General features: G+C 67.4%; 14 protein-coding genes. 6 read left to right on the top strand and 8 right to left on the bottom strand.

From position 1 onward, the window contains the following. Positions 1-15 precede the first annotated feature (15 nt). The 5 genes from HMPREF3014_RS28335 to HMPREF3014_RS28315 all read right to left on the bottom strand — a co-directional run bounded on the left by HMPREF3014_RS28335 (position 16) and on the right by HMPREF3014_RS28315 (position 4,246). Positions 16-1,038 carry an SIS domain-containing protein gene (locus HMPREF3014_RS28335; RefSeq protein WP_023087088.1) on the bottom strand — a complete coding sequence of 341 codons (1,023 nt, stop codon included), beginning with the start codon at positions 1,036-1,038 and terminating at the stop codon, positions 16-18. Beyond that, positions 1,035-2,126, bottom strand: coding sequence for an N-acetylglucosamine-6-phosphate deacetylase (gene nagA, locus HMPREF3014_RS28330; RefSeq protein WP_003104817.1), 1,092 nt, complete (start codon positions 2,124-2,126; stop codon positions 1,035-1,037). Before nagA ends, HMPREF3014_RS28335 begins: the two co-directional genes overlap by 4 nt. A gap of 16 nt (positions 2,127-2,142) precedes the next feature. Next, positions 2,143-2,886, bottom strand: coding sequence for a GntR family transcriptional regulator (locus tag HMPREF3014_RS28325; RefSeq protein WP_003092669.1), 744 nt, complete (start codon positions 2,884-2,886; stop codon positions 2,143-2,145). A gap of 242 nt (positions 2,887-3,128) precedes the next feature. Further along, positions 3,129-3,629 (bottom strand): L,D-transpeptidase family protein, encoded by a 501-nt coding sequence (locus HMPREF3014_RS28320; protein WP_003092667.1) that lies wholly within the window; start codon positions 3,627-3,629, stop codon positions 3,129-3,131. 62 nt (positions 3,630-3,691) lie between these two features. After that, positions 3,692-4,246, bottom strand: coding sequence for an NUDIX hydrolase (locus HMPREF3014_RS28315; RefSeq protein WP_003092665.1), 555 nt, complete (start codon positions 4,244-4,246; stop codon positions 3,692-3,694). Positions 4,247-4,386: 140 nt separating this feature from the next. Between HMPREF3014_RS28315 and HMPREF3014_RS28310 the strand changes: the two genes are divergently transcribed. Genes HMPREF3014_RS28310 through HMPREF3014_RS28290 form a run of 5 tightly spaced genes read left to right on the top strand, consistent with a single transcriptional unit; the run spans position 4,387 to position 7,721 of the window. Continuing rightward, positions 4,387-4,998, top strand: a complete 612-nt coding sequence (locus HMPREF3014_RS28310; RefSeq protein ID WP_003092664.1) for a CoA pyrophosphatase — start codon at positions 4,387-4,389, stop codon at positions 4,996-4,998. 37 nt (positions 4,999-5,035) lie between these two features. Then, a complete protein-coding gene (locus HMPREF3014_RS28305; protein ID WP_003092662.1) occupies positions 5,036-5,560 on the top strand; it encodes a gamma carbonic anhydrase family protein in 525 nt (174 codons plus the stop codon). Beyond that, positions 5,557-5,751, top strand: coding sequence for a DUF1289 domain-containing protein (locus HMPREF3014_RS28300; protein ID WP_003092660.1), 195 nt, complete (start codon positions 5,557-5,559; stop codon positions 5,749-5,751). Before HMPREF3014_RS28305 ends, HMPREF3014_RS28300 begins: the two co-directional genes overlap by 4 nt. Positions 5,752-5,788: 37 nt before the next feature. Further along, positions 5,789-6,970 carry a formate-dependent phosphoribosylglycinamide formyltransferase gene (purT, locus tag HMPREF3014_RS28295; RefSeq protein WP_016562209.1) on the top strand — a complete coding sequence of 394 codons (1,182 nt, stop codon included), beginning with the start codon at positions 5,789-5,791 and terminating at the stop codon, positions 6,968-6,970. Between the two features lies 1 nt (position 6,971). Further along, complete coding sequence (locus tag HMPREF3014_RS28290) at positions 6,972-7,721, top strand: SGNH/GDSL hydrolase family protein (RefSeq protein WP_016562208.1); 750 nt, start codon at positions 6,972-6,974, stop codon at positions 7,719-7,721. Positions 7,722-7,728: 7 nt separating this feature from the next. Here the strand turns inward: HMPREF3014_RS28290 and HMPREF3014_RS28285 are convergent, their stop codons facing one another. The 3 genes from HMPREF3014_RS28285 to HMPREF3014_RS28275 all read right to left on the bottom strand — a co-directional run bounded on the left by HMPREF3014_RS28285 (position 7,729) and on the right by HMPREF3014_RS28275 (position 11,451). Then, positions 7,729-9,042 carry an MFS transporter gene (locus tag HMPREF3014_RS28285; protein WP_003113829.1) on the bottom strand — a complete coding sequence of 438 codons (1,314 nt, stop codon included), beginning with the start codon at positions 9,040-9,042 and terminating at the stop codon, positions 7,729-7,731. Between the two features lie 303 nt (positions 9,043-9,345). Next, complete coding sequence (locus tag HMPREF3014_RS28280; protein ID WP_023087089.1) at positions 9,346-10,638, bottom strand: HlyC/CorC family transporter; 1,293 nt, start codon at positions 10,636-10,638, stop codon at positions 9,346-9,348. 12 nt (positions 10,639-10,650) lie between these two features. Beyond that, positions 10,651-11,451: a cytochrome C assembly family protein gene (locus HMPREF3014_RS28275; RefSeq protein WP_003092649.1), complete on the bottom strand. Its 801-nt coding sequence runs from the start codon at positions 11,449-11,451 to the stop codon at positions 10,651-10,653. 300 nt (positions 11,452-11,751) lie between these two features. Here HMPREF3014_RS28275 and ffh point away from each other — a divergent pair, with 300 nt between their 5' ends. Next, on the top strand, positions 11,752-13,125 hold the full coding sequence (gene ffh / locus HMPREF3014_RS28270; protein ID WP_003092645.1) for a signal recognition particle protein: 1,374 nt from the start codon (positions 11,752-11,754) through the stop codon (positions 13,123-13,125). Positions 13,126-13,130 lie beyond the last annotated feature (5 nt).

Genomic DNA, 13,130 nt, shown 5'->3' with positions numbered 1-13,130 from the left:
GGCGCGCGCTCAGGCTCAGTGGGTTCGGGTGACTTTGCTCAGGTGCCGTGGCTGGTCCGGGTCCATGCCGCGGGCTTCGGCCAGGCCGGCGGCCATGACGTAGAAACTCTGGATCGCCAGGATCGGATCGAGCGCTGGATGCGCGGCGCGCTGCAGCGGCAGGTCGCGTTCGGCGATGTCGTCCGGGGCGGCGAGCAATACCTGCGCACCGCGCTGGCGCATATCCTCGGCGAGCGCCAGCAGGCCTTCCTGCTCCGGGCCGCGGGGAGCGAACACCAGCAGCGGATAGCGCTCCTCGACCAGCGCCATCGGTCCATGGCGGACCTCGGCGCTGCTGAAGGCCTCGGCCTGGATCGCCGAGGTTTCCTTGAATTTCAGCGCGGCCTCCTGGGCGATGGCGTAGCCGGCGCCGCGACCGATCACCATCAGCCGCTGGCAGTCGCGCAGGGCCTCGATGGCCGGCGACCAGTCGAGCCTGGCGGCCTGCTCCAGCCCGGCCGCCAGGCCCTGGCCGGCGGCCAGCAGGGCATTGTCGCGCTGCCAGTGGGCGAGCAGGCGGGCGCTGGCGCCGAGCGTGGCGATGAAGCTCTTGGTCGCTGCGACGCTGCGCTCGGTGCCGGCGCAGAGCGGCACGACGAATTCGCTGGCGGCTTCCAGCGGCGAATCTTCGGCATTCACCAGGGCGATGCCCAGGGCGCCGCGTTCGCGCAGGATGCGCAGGCTGTCCACGAGATCGGGGCTCTGTCCTGACTGCGAGAAAGCGAAGACGGTCTGCCCGGCGACACGCAGCGGCGAGCGGTTCAGGGTCACTACCGACATGGGCAGCGAGGCCACCGGCAAGCCAGCGTGCTGCATGGCCAGGTAGGCGAAGTAGCTGGCGGCATGGTCGGAGCTGCCGCGCGCGACAGTCAGTGCCAGGTTCGGATCGACCTCCCGCAGACGCTGGCCAAGCGCCGGCAGGCAGGCGTCGAGCACGGCCAGTTGACGGCTCGCCACCGTGGCGGCGGAGAGCGCTTCCTCGAGCATCAGCGAAGTCATTCGAGTTCTCCTTCCACCATCACGGCGTCGAGTTCCAGGGAGCGATCCAGGCGCACCACATCGGCCCAGGCTGCGGGCGCCAGGCGGCCGCGCTCGGCGAGGCCGAGGTAATCGGCGGGGAATTGCGAAAGGCGTTGCGAGGCTTCGGCCAGGGGCAGGCCGATCTTCACCAGGTTGCGTAGCGCCTGGTCCATGGTCAGGGTGCTGCCGGCCAGAGTGCCGTCGGGCAGGCGCACGCCGCCCAGGCACTTGGTCACCGTGTGGCTGCCGAGCTTGTACTGGCCGTCGGGCATGCCGGCGGCGGCGGTGGAGTCGGTCACGCAGTACAGGCACGGGATCGAACGCAGGGCCACCCTGATGGCGCCGGGATGGACATGCAGCAGGTCGGGGATCAGCTCGGCGTAGCGTGCGTGGGCCAGGGCCGCGCCGACGATACCCGGTTCGCGGTGGTGCAGGCCGGTCATCGCGTTGTAGAGGTGGGTGAAGCTGCTGGCGCCGGCTTCCAGTGCGGCCACGCCATCCTCGTAGCTGCCCAGGGTATGGCCGATCTGCAGGCGTACGCCGCGCTCGGCGAGGGCGCGGATCAGCGGCCGGTGACCGGCGATCTCGGGGGCGATGGTGATCACCCGGATCGGCGCGCGGCGCAGGTAGTCCTCGACTTCCTCGAGCACCGCGGCATGGGCGAAGTTGGGCTGCGCGCCGAGCTTGCCGGAGTTGATGTAGGGGCCTTCCAGGTGCACGCCGAGTATCCGTGAACCGCCCTCCAGCGAGCGGCGGCAGTAATCGCCGAGCTGGCTGAGGATGTCGGCGATCTCCTCGCGCGGAGCGGTCATGGTGGTGGCCAGCAGCGAGGTCGTGCCGAAGCGCCGGTGGGTGCGGGCGATGGTGGCGAAGGCGTCGCCGCCTTCCATGATGTCGCGGCCGCCGCCGCCGTGCACATGCAGGTCGATGAAGCCTGGCAGCAGGTACGGATCGGCGTTGCCGGCCGGATCGCAGGGCTCGCCTTCGATCCGCTGGATACGTCCGTCCTGGATGTGCAGGCGGCCGAGGACCCAGCCTTGCGGGGTGAGGATGTTGCCTTCGAGCATGGCGGCTCCGTGTCGGTCAGCGTCGCAGTTCGGCGACGAAGTCGTAGTAGTCGTTGCGGCAGTAGGTGTCGGTCAGCTCGATCGGGGTGTTGTCCTCGAGGTAGCCGATCCGGGTCATCAGCAGCATCGCGGTGCCCGGCGCGATGCCGACCAACGCGGCATCGGACGCGGACGCGTTGATCGCGCGCACGTGCTGGAGGGCGCGGACCACCGGGCGACCGATGCCGTCCAGGTATTCGTAGAGGGAATCGCCGACCGCTGTCGGATCCGGCAGCAGGCGTGCCGGCAGGGTGCTGTTCTCGATCGCCATCACCGTGCCGTCGGCTTTGCGCAGGCGCTTCATGCGCGCGACCTTTTCGGTCGGCGAGAGGCCGAGGCGGATCAGTTCGTCGTGGGTGGGCAGGGCGATGCCGCGCTCCAGCCAGGTGGAGCCGGGGGTGAAGCCTTTCAGGCGGAGCATCTCGCTGAAGCTGGAGAGACGCGACAGCGGTTGTTCGAGACGCGGCGTAATGAAGGTGCCGGAGCCCTGGTTGCGGCGGATCAGCCCCTGCTCGAAGAGTACTTCGAGGGCCTTGCGCGCGGTGACGCGGGAAATGTTCAGGGTTTCGCTGAGGTTGCGTTCGGAGGGCAGCGCTTCCTCCGCTTTCCACTGGCCGGCATGGATCGCGCTCTCGAGATTGCGCGCCAGCTGCAGATAGAGGGGGGTGGGTTGCGCCTCGTCGGGACGCAGGGCCAGGAGCAGGTCGTGGGCTGTCTTCATGAGAGGTTCCGATGCGGATTGTGTTGTTGTCGCCCGGTAATGCTGGGAAAACTAATACCACTTGAATACCACGTCAATGCCAGTTGTGCGTCGCGCACGCGTCAGCCAGCCGTCCCGTCGATTGACTTGGCCTGAGTAAGGGATGCAAAGGTTTGACGGATAAAAGAAAACGCCGCCGGAAAATCTCGCGGCGGCGTTCCTGGTGTGGCTGACGGCTGACGAGTGGTATCAGCCTGGTTCTGTCAGGGGCGGATCTCGATCAGCGTGCCGTCTTTCACCACGCTCCAGACTTCGCGCATGTCGGTGTTGTTCATGGCGATACAGCCATTGGTCCAGTCCAGGGTGGAGAAGTACCACTCCGGGTATTCGTCATCCAGCGGGGTGCCGTGGATCATGATCATGCCACCGGCCGGCAGGCCCTTTTCCCGGGCCTTGGCCACGTCGCGGGCGTTGGGGTAGGAAATGTGCATGGAGAGGTTGTAGTTGTTGCTGGTCTTGCGCCAGTCGATCCAGTAGAAGCCTTCCGGGGTGCGGTTGTCGCCTTCGGCCAGCTTCGGGCCGGTCGGGCGCTTGCCCAGCGAGACACGGTAGCTTTTCAGGACGTTGCCTTTGTTGAGGAGCAGCAGTTTTCGCTCGGACTTGAGCACCAGGACCTTGTCCACCTTGCCTTCCAGGCTCGGCGCGGCATTGGCCTGGGTCAGACTGGCGAAGGTCAAGCACAGCAAAGCAAGCAACCAGCGCATGGAAGTGAAATCCCCGATGTTCCCTTGAGCCGCAACGGCGGCGGTGTTCGAGTGTTTGGCGTTCAGTCTTTCTTATAGGAAGCCAGCATAGGTGCAATGGCTTCGTTGCGCACCGGGAAGCAGCCTTCGCGGCGGTCGCTGAAGTAGCATTCTAAGGTACGGCCGATGGTCGGAAAAGCCAGCTCCGACCAGGGAATCTCCGCTTCGTCGAAAAGCCGCACCTCCAGGCTTTCATCGCCGGCGGAGAAATCCAGGTCGAGCAGCTCGGCGCGGAAGAACAGGTAGACCTGGCTGATGTGCGGCAGGTCGAAAAGGGTATAGAGCTGCAGGTCGCCGATCCGCGCGTTGGCTTCTTCCTCTGTCTCGCGGGCCGCCGCCTGGGCGAGGGTCTCGCCGTTCTCCATGAAGCCGGCCGGCAGCGTCCAGTAGCCCAGGCGCGGCGCAATGGCGCGACGGCAGAGCAGGACCTGGCCGTCCCACACCGGCAGGCTGCCGGCGACGATACGCGGGTTCTGGTAGTGCACGGTGTGGCAGGCGTCGCAGACGTAGCGCAGGCGGTTGTCGCCGTCCGGGATGCGCTGGACCACCGTGGCGCCGCACAGGCTGCAGAATTTCATGCCAGGTTCTTCTTCGGGGAAAGGCCTATCTTGCTCGGCTGGCCGGGAGGCGACAAGGCCCCGTGCGGGAGGGGTGGGCTGGCCGGGGCTTTCGTGCCATGATCTCGGGGAAACGACAAGACCTCGGAAACCCCGGCAGTATGAACTGCACGCTCGACGAGCTGCGCCAACGCATCGAGGCGCACCGCCCCCGCCAACTGGATACCGACCAGCGCTTCCCCCAAGCGGCCGTGCTGGTGCCCATCACCCGCAGCGACGATCCGGAGCTGGTGCTGACCCTGCGCGCCGCCGGTTTGTCCACCCATGGCGGCGAGGTCGCCTTCCCCGGCGGGCGGCGCGACCCGGAAGATGCCGACCTGGTGCGCACCGCCCTGCGCGAGGCGGAGGAGGAGATCGCCTTGCCGCCGGGCCTGGTGGAAGTGGTCGGGCCGCTGAGCACCCTGGTCTCGCGGCATGGCATCGAGGTCACTCCCTATGTCGCCTTCATTCCCGACTTCGTCGAGTACCAGCCCAACGACGGCGAGATCGCCGCGGTGTTCAACGTGCCGCTGAGTTTCTTTCGCGACGACCCGCGCGAGGTCACCCACCGTATCGACTACTTCGGCCGCAGCTGGTACGTGCCCAGCTATCGCTTCGGCGAGTTCAAGATCTGGGGCCTGACGGCCATCATGGTGGTGGAGTTGGTCAACCTGCTGTACGACGACCCCATCGACCTGCACACGCCGCCGGCTTCGTTCATCAAACTGAGTTGACCGACGGGGCGCAGACCCCGGCCATGAGGAGATCGCGATGAAATACCGCCTGGGCGATGCCCGCGTCGAAACCCATCCCGACAGCTGGATCGCGCCCAGCGCAGCGGTGATCGGCAAGGTTCGCCTGGATGCCGGCGCCAGCGTCTGGTTTGGCGCGGTGCTGCGCGGCGACAACGAGCTGATCCATATCGGCGAGCACAGCAACGTCCAGGACGGCTCGGTGATGCACACCGACATGGGCTATCCGCTGACCCTCGGCAAGGGCGTCACCGTCGGCCACAACGCCATGCTGCATGGTTGCAGCGTGGGCGACTACAGCCTGGTGGGGATCAACGCGGTGATCCTCAATGGGGCGAAGATCGGCAAGTACTGCATCATCGGCGCCAACGCGCTGATTCCCGAGGGCAAGGAGATTCCCGACGGCTCGCTGGTGATGGGCTCGCCGGGCAAGGTAGTGCGCGAGCTGAGCGAGCCGCAGAAGAAAATGCTCGAGGCCAGCGCCGCCCACTATGTGCACAATGCCCGCCGTTACGCCCGCGACCTCGTCGAGGACCCGGCGTGAACGAGCGACCGGTGGCTTCGCCCTGCGTGCATGTCTGCGCGCTGGACGAGCAGGACATCTGCATCGGCTGCCAGCGCACGGCGGCCGAGATCACCCGCTGGGGCCTGATGAGCAACGACGAGCGCCGCGAGGTGCTCGGTCGCTGTTTCGAGCGCGCCAAGGCGCAAGGGCTGGTCAGCGGTTCCGCCTGAAGCGGATTCCGTTTTCTTTCATTTCCGAGGTTCTTCCATGACCCGTATCGGTACCCCCCTGTCGCCGAGCGCGACCCGCGTCCTTCTCTGTGGCTCCGGCGAGCTGGGCAAGGAAGTCGCCATCGAGCTGCAACGCCTGGGTTGCGAAGTGATCGCCGTCGATCGCTATGGCAACGCGCCGGCCATGCAGGTGGCACATCGCAGCCACGTGATCAGCATGCTCGACGGCGCCGCCCTGCGCGCGGTGATCGAGCAGGAGAAGCCGCACTACATCGTGCCGGAGATCGAGGCCATCGCCACCGCGACCCTGGTCGAGCTGGAGGCCGAAGGCTACACCGTGGTGCCCACCGCCCGCGCCGCGCAACTGACCATGAACCGCGAGGGTATCCGCCGGCTGGCTGCCGAGGAGCTCGGCTTGCCGACCTCGCCCTATCACTTCGCCGATACCTTCGAGGACTACCGCCGTGGCGTCGAGCGCGTCGGCTACCCCTGCGTGGTGAAGCCGATCATGAGTTCGTCGGGCAAGGGCCAGAGCGTCCTGAAAGGCCCCGACGACCTGCAGGCGGCCTGGGACTATGCCCAGGAAGGCGGGCGCGCCGGCAAGGGCCGGGTGATCGTCGAGGGCTTCATCGATTTCGACTACGAGATCACTCTGCTCACCGTGCGCCACGTCGACGGCACCACTTTCTGCGCGCCGATCGGTCACCGCCAGGTCAAGGGCGACTACCACGAGTCCTGGCAGCCGCAGGCGATGAGCGCGCAGGCCCTGGCCGAGTCCGAGCGGGTCGCCTGGGCAGTGACCGAGGCCCTCGGCGGACGCGGGCTGTTCGGCGTCGAACTGTTCGTCAAGGGCGACCAGGTGTGGTTCAGCGAGGTGTCGCCGCGCCCGCACGATACCGGCCTGGTGACCCTGATTTCCCAGGATCTTTCCGAGTTCGCGCTGCACGCGCGGGCGATCCTCGGCCTGCCGATCCCGGTGATCCGCCAGCTCGGCCCGTCGGCCTCGGCGGTGATCCTGGTGGAAGGCAAGTCCCGGCAGGTCGCTTTCGCCAACCTCGGCGCCGCGCTGAGCGAGGCGGATACGGCGCTACGCCTGTTCGGCAAGCCGGAAGTGGATGGCCAGCGGCGGATGGGCGTGGCCCTGGCGCGCGACGAGTCGATCGACGCCGCCCGCGCCAAGGCGACCCGGGCCGCCCAGGCGGTTCGCGTCGAACTCTGAGATGCGCCGGCTGGCAACGCTGGCCTGGTGGGCGGCGGCTCTGCCGTTGCTGCCGCTGGCGGTGCCGCTGGCTATCCGCACCCGCCGCCGAGCCTTGCGCCTGGCGCCCGCGGCGGGACCTCGCGAAGGGCTGGTCGGTGGGTCCGGTGCCGAAGAGCCGCTGCGCTTGCTGTTGTTCGGTGAGTCGACAGTGGCCGGGGTCGGCGCCAGTTGCCTGGACTACGCCCTGGCCGGCCGCCTGGCCGCGGCGCTGGGCGAGCGTCTGCGGCGCCCGGTGGCCTGGCAGGCGCTGGGCGAGAACGGCATCACCAGCGGCGAGGCGCGCGAACGCCTGCTACCGCAGGTGGCGGGACGTTTCTTCGACCAGGTGATCCTGGTCTTCGGCGTCAATGACACCACCAGCCTGCGCTCCCTCGAACGCTGGCGTGCCGACTGCGCGGCCCTGATCGACGGCTTCCAGGCGGCCGGCGCGCAGGTGACCTGCACCGCGGTGCCGCCGCTGCGGCATTTTTCCGCCTTGCCCGGGTTGCTGCGGGCCCTGCTGGGGTGGCGCGGGCGGCTGCTCGACGAGGCGCTGCGCGATCTCGCTGGCGCGACCGGCGCCGGCTACTGCCCGATCTCGCTGGACCTGCTTCCGGGCTACCTGGCCATCGACGGCTTTCATCCGTCGCAGCTGGGCTACCAGGTCTGGGCCGGGGCCCTCGCCGACTGGTTGGCGGCGAGGGAGAAGGGCGGCGTCGCGGTAGCCTGAGCGAGACTCAGGACACTGCGCCGAGGTCGTTGTCGCGGGTTTCCTTCAGGCACAGCACCGCCAGCAGGCTGAGCAGCGCCGCTGCGGAGACGTAGCCGCCGACCCAGCCCAGGCCGCCGATGCCGACCAGCTTCTGGGCGATATAGGGCGCCACCGAGGCGCCGAGAATGCCGCCCAGGTTGTAGGCCGCCGACGCGCCGGTGTAGCGCACGTGGGTGGGGAATATTTCCGGCAGCAGCGCGCCCATCGGGGCGAAGGTGACCCCCATCAGGAACAGCTCGATGCAGAGGAACAGGGCGACGCTGAACGTCGAGCCCTGGCTGAGCAGCGGCTCCATGGCGAAGCCGGAGGCGATCGCCGCCAGGCTGCCGAGCAGCAGTACCGGCTTGCGTCCGAAGCGGTCGCTGAGCCAGGCCGACAGCGGCGTGGCGGCGGCCATGAAGAGCACCGCGAGGCACAGCAGACCAAGGAACTCCTCTCGGCTGAAGCCGAGGCTGGCCACCCCGTAGCTCAGCGAGAACACCGTGGAGATATAGAACAGCGCATAACACACCACCATCGCCAGGGCGCCGAGCAGGGTCGGCCGCCAGTGCTGGGCGAACAGCTCGGCGATCGGCAGGCGGACCCTCTCGTGCTTGGCCATGGCCTTGGCGAACACCGGGGTTTCCGCCAGCTTCAGGCGTACGTAGAGGCCGACCACAACCAGCGCCGCGCTGAGCAGGAACGGGATCCGCCAGCCCCACTCACGGAACTGCTCCTCGCTGAGCAGCATCGCCAGGGCCAGGAACAGGCCGTTGGCGGCGAGGAAGCCGATCGACGGGCCGAGCTGGGGAAACATGCCGAACCAGGCGCGCTTGCCGGCCGGCGCGTTCTCCGTGGCCAGCAGCGCGGCGCCGCCCCACTCGCCGCCGAGGCCGAGGCCCTGGCCGAAGCGCAGCACGCAGAGCAGCAACGGCGCCCAGTAGCCGATGCTGTCGTAGCCGGGGAGGACGCCGATCAGGGTAGTGGATACCCCCATCAGCAGCAGCGAGGCGACCAGGGTCGACTTGCGCCCGATGCGGTCGCCGAAGTGGCCGAACAGCGCCGAGCCCAGCGGACGGGCGAGGAAGGCGATGCCGAAGGTGAGGAAGGCGCTGAGCATCTGCGCGGTGCCGGATGTCTGCGGGAAGAATACCGGACCGATCACCAGGGCGGCGGCAGTGGCATAGACGTAGAAATCGTAGAACTCGATGGCGGTGCCGATGAAGCTGGCGACTGCGACCCGGGTGGTCGAGTTGGCCGGTTCCGGAGCGGCGTCGGCGGCGAGGGTGGCGGCGGTCATGGTGGGAAGGTCCCTGGCAGTCGGGGCACGACGGAGTGCTTCCGTGCGGCCGGATGGTTATGGCCAGTGCGCCGATGCGGCGGCGCGGCGCCCGGGTGGGGCGGACGAGATCGGTCGCGCAGGGAGGATGGGGCTGCGCGCCGTGCGCCGGCTGGTACCGTCGGCATCGGGGCCGGGCGGGCAGGCGGGACTGGCGGGTGACTGGCCGGGGCTCGGGCTGCGGGTAGCGGCGGAACCGGCGGCAGGGCTGGATAAGCTGGGGTCGATTATAGAGCGCCGCAGGGCGGGTTCGGCAATCCCGGATCAGACGCTGGCGTCGCTTTCGACCAGCGGGGTCAGCGCGCGGGGATGCCAGGCGCGCACGCTTTTCACACGGTTTTCCGCCGACTGCTGGATTTCCAGGCAGTAGGGGCCGATGCGCAGGCACACCGCGCAATCGGGGATCTGCTCCAGGGCTTCGGTGACCAGGCCGTTGAGGGTCTTCGGGCCGTCGCAGGGCAATTGCCAGCCAAGCGACTTGTTCAGCTCGCGCAGGTTGGCGCTGCCGTCGATGACGAAGCTGCCGTCTTCCTGGGCCTGGATATCCGGGTTGTCGAGGCTGTCGAGGTCGTTGAAGTCGCCGACGATCTCTTCGAGGATGTCCTCCAGCGTGACGATGCCGATCACCTCGCCATATTCGTCGACCACCACGCCGATACGGCGCTTCTCCTTCTGGAAGTTCACCAGCTGGGTCGACAGCGGCGTGCTTTCCGGCACGAAATACGGCTCCATGCAGGCCTGGCGGAGATTCTCCTTGGTCAGGCGGCCCTGGGTCAGCAGGCGCGCGATCTGGCGCATGTGCACGACCCCTTCGATCTGGTTGACGTCGTCGCGGTAGACCGGCAGGCGGGTGTGGCTGGTGGTGCGCAACTGCTCGACGATGACCTCGAGTTCGTCGTCGAGGTCGATGCCTTCGATTTCGTTGCGCGGGATCATCAGGTCGTTGACCGTGACCTTCTCCAGGTCCAGCAGGCCGAGCAGCATGTCATGCCGGTTGACCTCGCTGGCCTGGGAATTGTCGGCCGGATGCAGGGCCTCTTCGTCGCGGCTGCGTCCGCTGTCGTCCTGTTCCGCCGCGGCGACGCCGAGCAGGCGCAGCAGCGCGTTGCTCAGCAGGGTCAGTAGCCACAGCAGGGGCCAGCACAGGCGCTGCAGGATCAGGAGCGGCAGGCTGAGCGGCAGGGCGACGCGTTCCGAGCGAAGGGCGCCGTAGCGGCGCGGCAGCAGGGCGCCGAACAGCAGCAGGAGCAGGGTCATGCCGGGGATGGCGACGGCCAGGCCGATGACGCCCCAGTGGCGCAGCGCGGCCCAACTGGCCAGGGCGGCGGCGCTGACGTTGACCAGGGTGCGGCCGAACAACAGGGTGCCGCGCAGGCGGTCGTCGTGCAGCAGCAGCCAACTGCTGCGCCGGGCCCCGCGCAGGCCTTGCTTGGCCTGCAGGCGCAGGCGGTAACGGTCGAGGTTGAGCAGGGCGGTCTCGACGCAGGAGAAGAACGCCGAGCAGGCGACCAGGAGAACCAGCAGGCCGACCAGGTACCCGGGGTGCAGCTCATCCATGAAGGAGGCCCATCAGATGTGCAGGATGAATTCCCGCACCAGCTTGCTGCCGAAGTACGCCAACATCAACAGGCAGAAACCGGCCAGGGTCCAGCGGATCGCCTTGTGGCCCCGCCAGCCGAGCTGGTGGCGACCCCAGAGGAGCACGGCGAAGACCACCCAGGCGAAGCAGGACAGGATGGTCTTGTGCGCCAGGTGCTGGGCGAACAGGTTGTCGACGAACAGCCATCCGGACAGCAGCGACAGCGAAAGCAGCGACCAGCCGCCCCAGAGGAAGCCGAACAGCAGGCTTTCCATGGTTTGCAGGGGCGGGAAGTTGCGGATCAGCCCGGACGGATGCTTGTGCTTGAGGCGGTAGTCCTGGAGCAGCAGCAAGAGCGCCTGGAATACCGCGATGGTGAGCAGGCCGTAGGCCAGGATCGAGAGCAGGATGTGGGCCAGGATGCCCGGCTGTTCGTTGATCGGCTCGACGGTGCCGTGGGGGATGAGTACCGCCAGCAGGGTGGTGAGGGCGCCCAGCGGGAATAGAAGGAGGAGCAGGTTCTCCACCGGTATCCGCAAGGTCGCCAGCAGGGTCAGGAGAATTACCGCGGCGGCGATCAGGCTGGCGGCGTTGAAGAAGTCCAGCACCAGGCCGGCCGGGGTCAGCAATTGCTGGTAGAGGCTGAAGGCGTGGGCGACCAGTGCCAGGAGTCCGAACAGGAGCAGCAGGGGTTTGCCCGGCGCGGTGCGCTTGGACACACAGGCACCCTGGTAGGCGGCGGTGCCGAGATAGAGAACAGCAGCGATGAGGCTGGGCAGCAGGGGATGCATAAGTCCTTGTAATCGCGGGCCCGAAAGGAAGGGAGTTTGGCATAGATCGAGCGTCGCGAGAAAGCCGTTGCGAACAGTTCTCTCGTACCTGTGGCCGGGTTGGCGGGCCGCCTGCCGCGGGCGCCGCGACCTCCTGGCCCGGCAGTCGCTTCGGCAAAGACGGAACGCATCGGCAAATCAAGGACTTGAGGCTGGCCTCCGGTCGTCGCCGGACACACACTCCGTCTTTCATCGCGTGTCCCGCGACGCGCTCTTGGTTATAATCCGCCGCTTGCCGCAACCCCCGTGGAAGGATCGCGCATGTTCGAAAACCTTACAGACCGCCTCTCGCAGACGCTTCGCCATGTCACCGGCAAGGCCAAGCTGACCGAGGACAACATCAAGGACACTCTGCGCGAAGTGCGCATGGCCCTGCTCGAGGCCGACGTGGCCCTGCCGGTGGTCAAGGACTTCGTCAACAAGGTCAAGGAGCGCGCCGTCGGTACCGAGGTCTCGAAGAGCCTGACCCCGGGACAGGCGTTCGTGAAGATCGTCCGCGCCGAGCTCGAGGAGCTGATGGGGGCGGCCAACGAGGACCTGGCGCTGAGCGTCGCGCCGCCGGCGGTGATCCTGATGGCCGGCCTGCAGGGCGCGGGCAAGACCACCACCGCGGGCAAGCTGGCGCGCTTCCTTAAGGAACGCAAGAAGAAGTCGGTGATGGTGGTTTCCGCCGACGTCTACCGACCCGCCGCTATCAAGCAGCTGGAAACCCTGGCGGGCGAGGTCGGCGTAACCTTCTTCCCTTCCGACGTCAGCCAGAAGCCGGTGGCCATCGCCGAGGCGGCGATCCGCGAGGCGAGGCTGAAGTTCATCGACGTGGTGATCGTCGATACCGCAGGCCGCCTGCACATCGATGCCGACATGATGGACGAGATCAAGCAGGTGCACGCGGCGATCAAGCCGGCGGAAACCCTGTTCGTGGTCGATGCCATGACCGGCCAGGATGCCGCCAACACCGCCAAGGCCTTCAATGACGCCTTGCCGCTGACCGGCGTGGTCCTGACCAAGGTCGACGGCGACGCGCGTGGTGGTGCCGCGCTCTCGGTGCGGGCGATCACCGGCAAGCCGATCAAGTTCCTCGGCATGGGCGAAAAGAGCGAAGCGCTCGATCCGTTCCATCCCGACCGCGTGGCCTCGCGCATCCTCGGCATGGGCGACGTGCTCAGCCTGATCGAACAGGCCGAGCAGAACCTCGACCGCGACAAGGCCGAGAAGCTGGCGAAGAAGATCAAGAAGGGCAAGGGCTTCGACCTGGAAGACTTCCGCGACCAGTTGCAACAGATGAAGAACATGGGCGGCCTCGGCGGGCTCATGGACAAGCTGCCGATGCTCGGCGGGGTCAACCTGGCGCAGATGGGCAATGCCCAGGGTGCTGCGGAGAAACAGTTCAAGCAGATGGAGGCGATCATCAACTCGATGACGCCCGGCGAACGGCGCGATCCGGAAATGATCAGCGGCTCGCGCAAGCGCCGCATCGCCCTTGGCTCCGGTACCCAGGTGCAGGACGTCGGCCGGCTGATCAAGCAGCACAAGCAGATGCAGAAGATGATGAAGAAGGTCACCGCCAAGGGCGGCATGGCCAAGATGATGCGAGGCATGGGCAGCATGTTCCCGGGGGGCATGCCCAAGCTTTGATCGGA

It is taken from the genome of Pseudomonas sp. HMSC065H01, from assembly GCF_001815235.1.
Taxonomy (GTDB): Bacteria; Pseudomonadota; Gammaproteobacteria; order Pseudomonadales; family Pseudomonadaceae; genus Pseudomonas; species Pseudomonas aeruginosa.
The sequence above is the reverse complement of the archived record's forward strand: the minus strand, read 5'-3'. Positions and strand labels throughout refer to the sequence as shown.

What these genes read in the sequence shown, in the direction of transcription:
- HMPREF3014_RS28290 (WP_016562208.1), top strand. Translation starts at nt 6,972, where the DNA reads ATGCGCCGGCTGGCAACGCTGGCCTGGTGGGCGGCGGCTCTGCCGTTG.
- HMPREF3014_RS28280 (WP_023087089.1), bottom strand. Translation starts at nt 10,638, where the DNA reads ATGGATGAGCTGCACCCCGGGTACCTGGTCGGCCTGCTGGTTCTCCTG.
- HMPREF3014_RS28335 (WP_023087088.1), bottom strand. Translation starts at nt 1,038, where the DNA reads ATGACTTCGCTGATGCTCGAGGAAGCGCTCTCCGCCGCCACGGTGGCG.
- nagA (WP_003104817.1), bottom strand. Translation starts at nt 2,126, where the DNA reads ATGCTCGAAGGCAACATCCTCACCCCGCAAGGCTGGGTCCTCGGCCGC.
- HMPREF3014_RS28320 (WP_003092667.1), bottom strand. Translation starts at nt 3,629, where the DNA reads ATGCGCTGGTTGCTTGCTTTGCTGTGCTTGACCTTCGCCAGTCTGACC.
- HMPREF3014_RS28325 (WP_003092669.1), bottom strand. Translation starts at nt 2,886, where the DNA reads ATGAAGACAGCCCACGACCTGCTCCTGGCCCTGCGTCCCGACGAGGCG.
- HMPREF3014_RS28310 (WP_003092664.1), top strand. Translation starts at nt 4,387, where the DNA reads ATGAACTGCACGCTCGACGAGCTGCGCCAACGCATCGAGGCGCACCGC.
- HMPREF3014_RS28275 (WP_003092649.1), bottom strand. Translation starts at nt 11,451, where the DNA reads ATGCATCCCCTGCTGCCCAGCCTCATCGCTGCTGTTCTCTATCTCGGC.
- HMPREF3014_RS28285 (WP_003113829.1), bottom strand. Translation starts at nt 9,042, where the DNA reads ATGACCGCCGCCACCCTCGCCGCCGACGCCGCTCCGGAACCGGCCAAC.
- ffh (WP_003092645.1), top strand. Translation starts at nt 11,752, where the DNA reads ATGTTCGAAAACCTTACAGACCGCCTCTCGCAGACGCTTCGCCATGTC.
- HMPREF3014_RS28305 (WP_003092662.1), top strand. Translation starts at nt 5,036, where the DNA reads ATGAAATACCGCCTGGGCGATGCCCGCGTCGAAACCCATCCCGACAGC.
- HMPREF3014_RS28315 (WP_003092665.1), bottom strand. Translation starts at nt 4,246, where the DNA reads ATGAAATTCTGCAGCCTGTGCGGCGCCACGGTGGTCCAGCGCATCCCG.
- purT (WP_016562209.1), top strand. Translation starts at nt 5,789, where the DNA reads ATGACCCGTATCGGTACCCCCCTGTCGCCGAGCGCGACCCGCGTCCTT.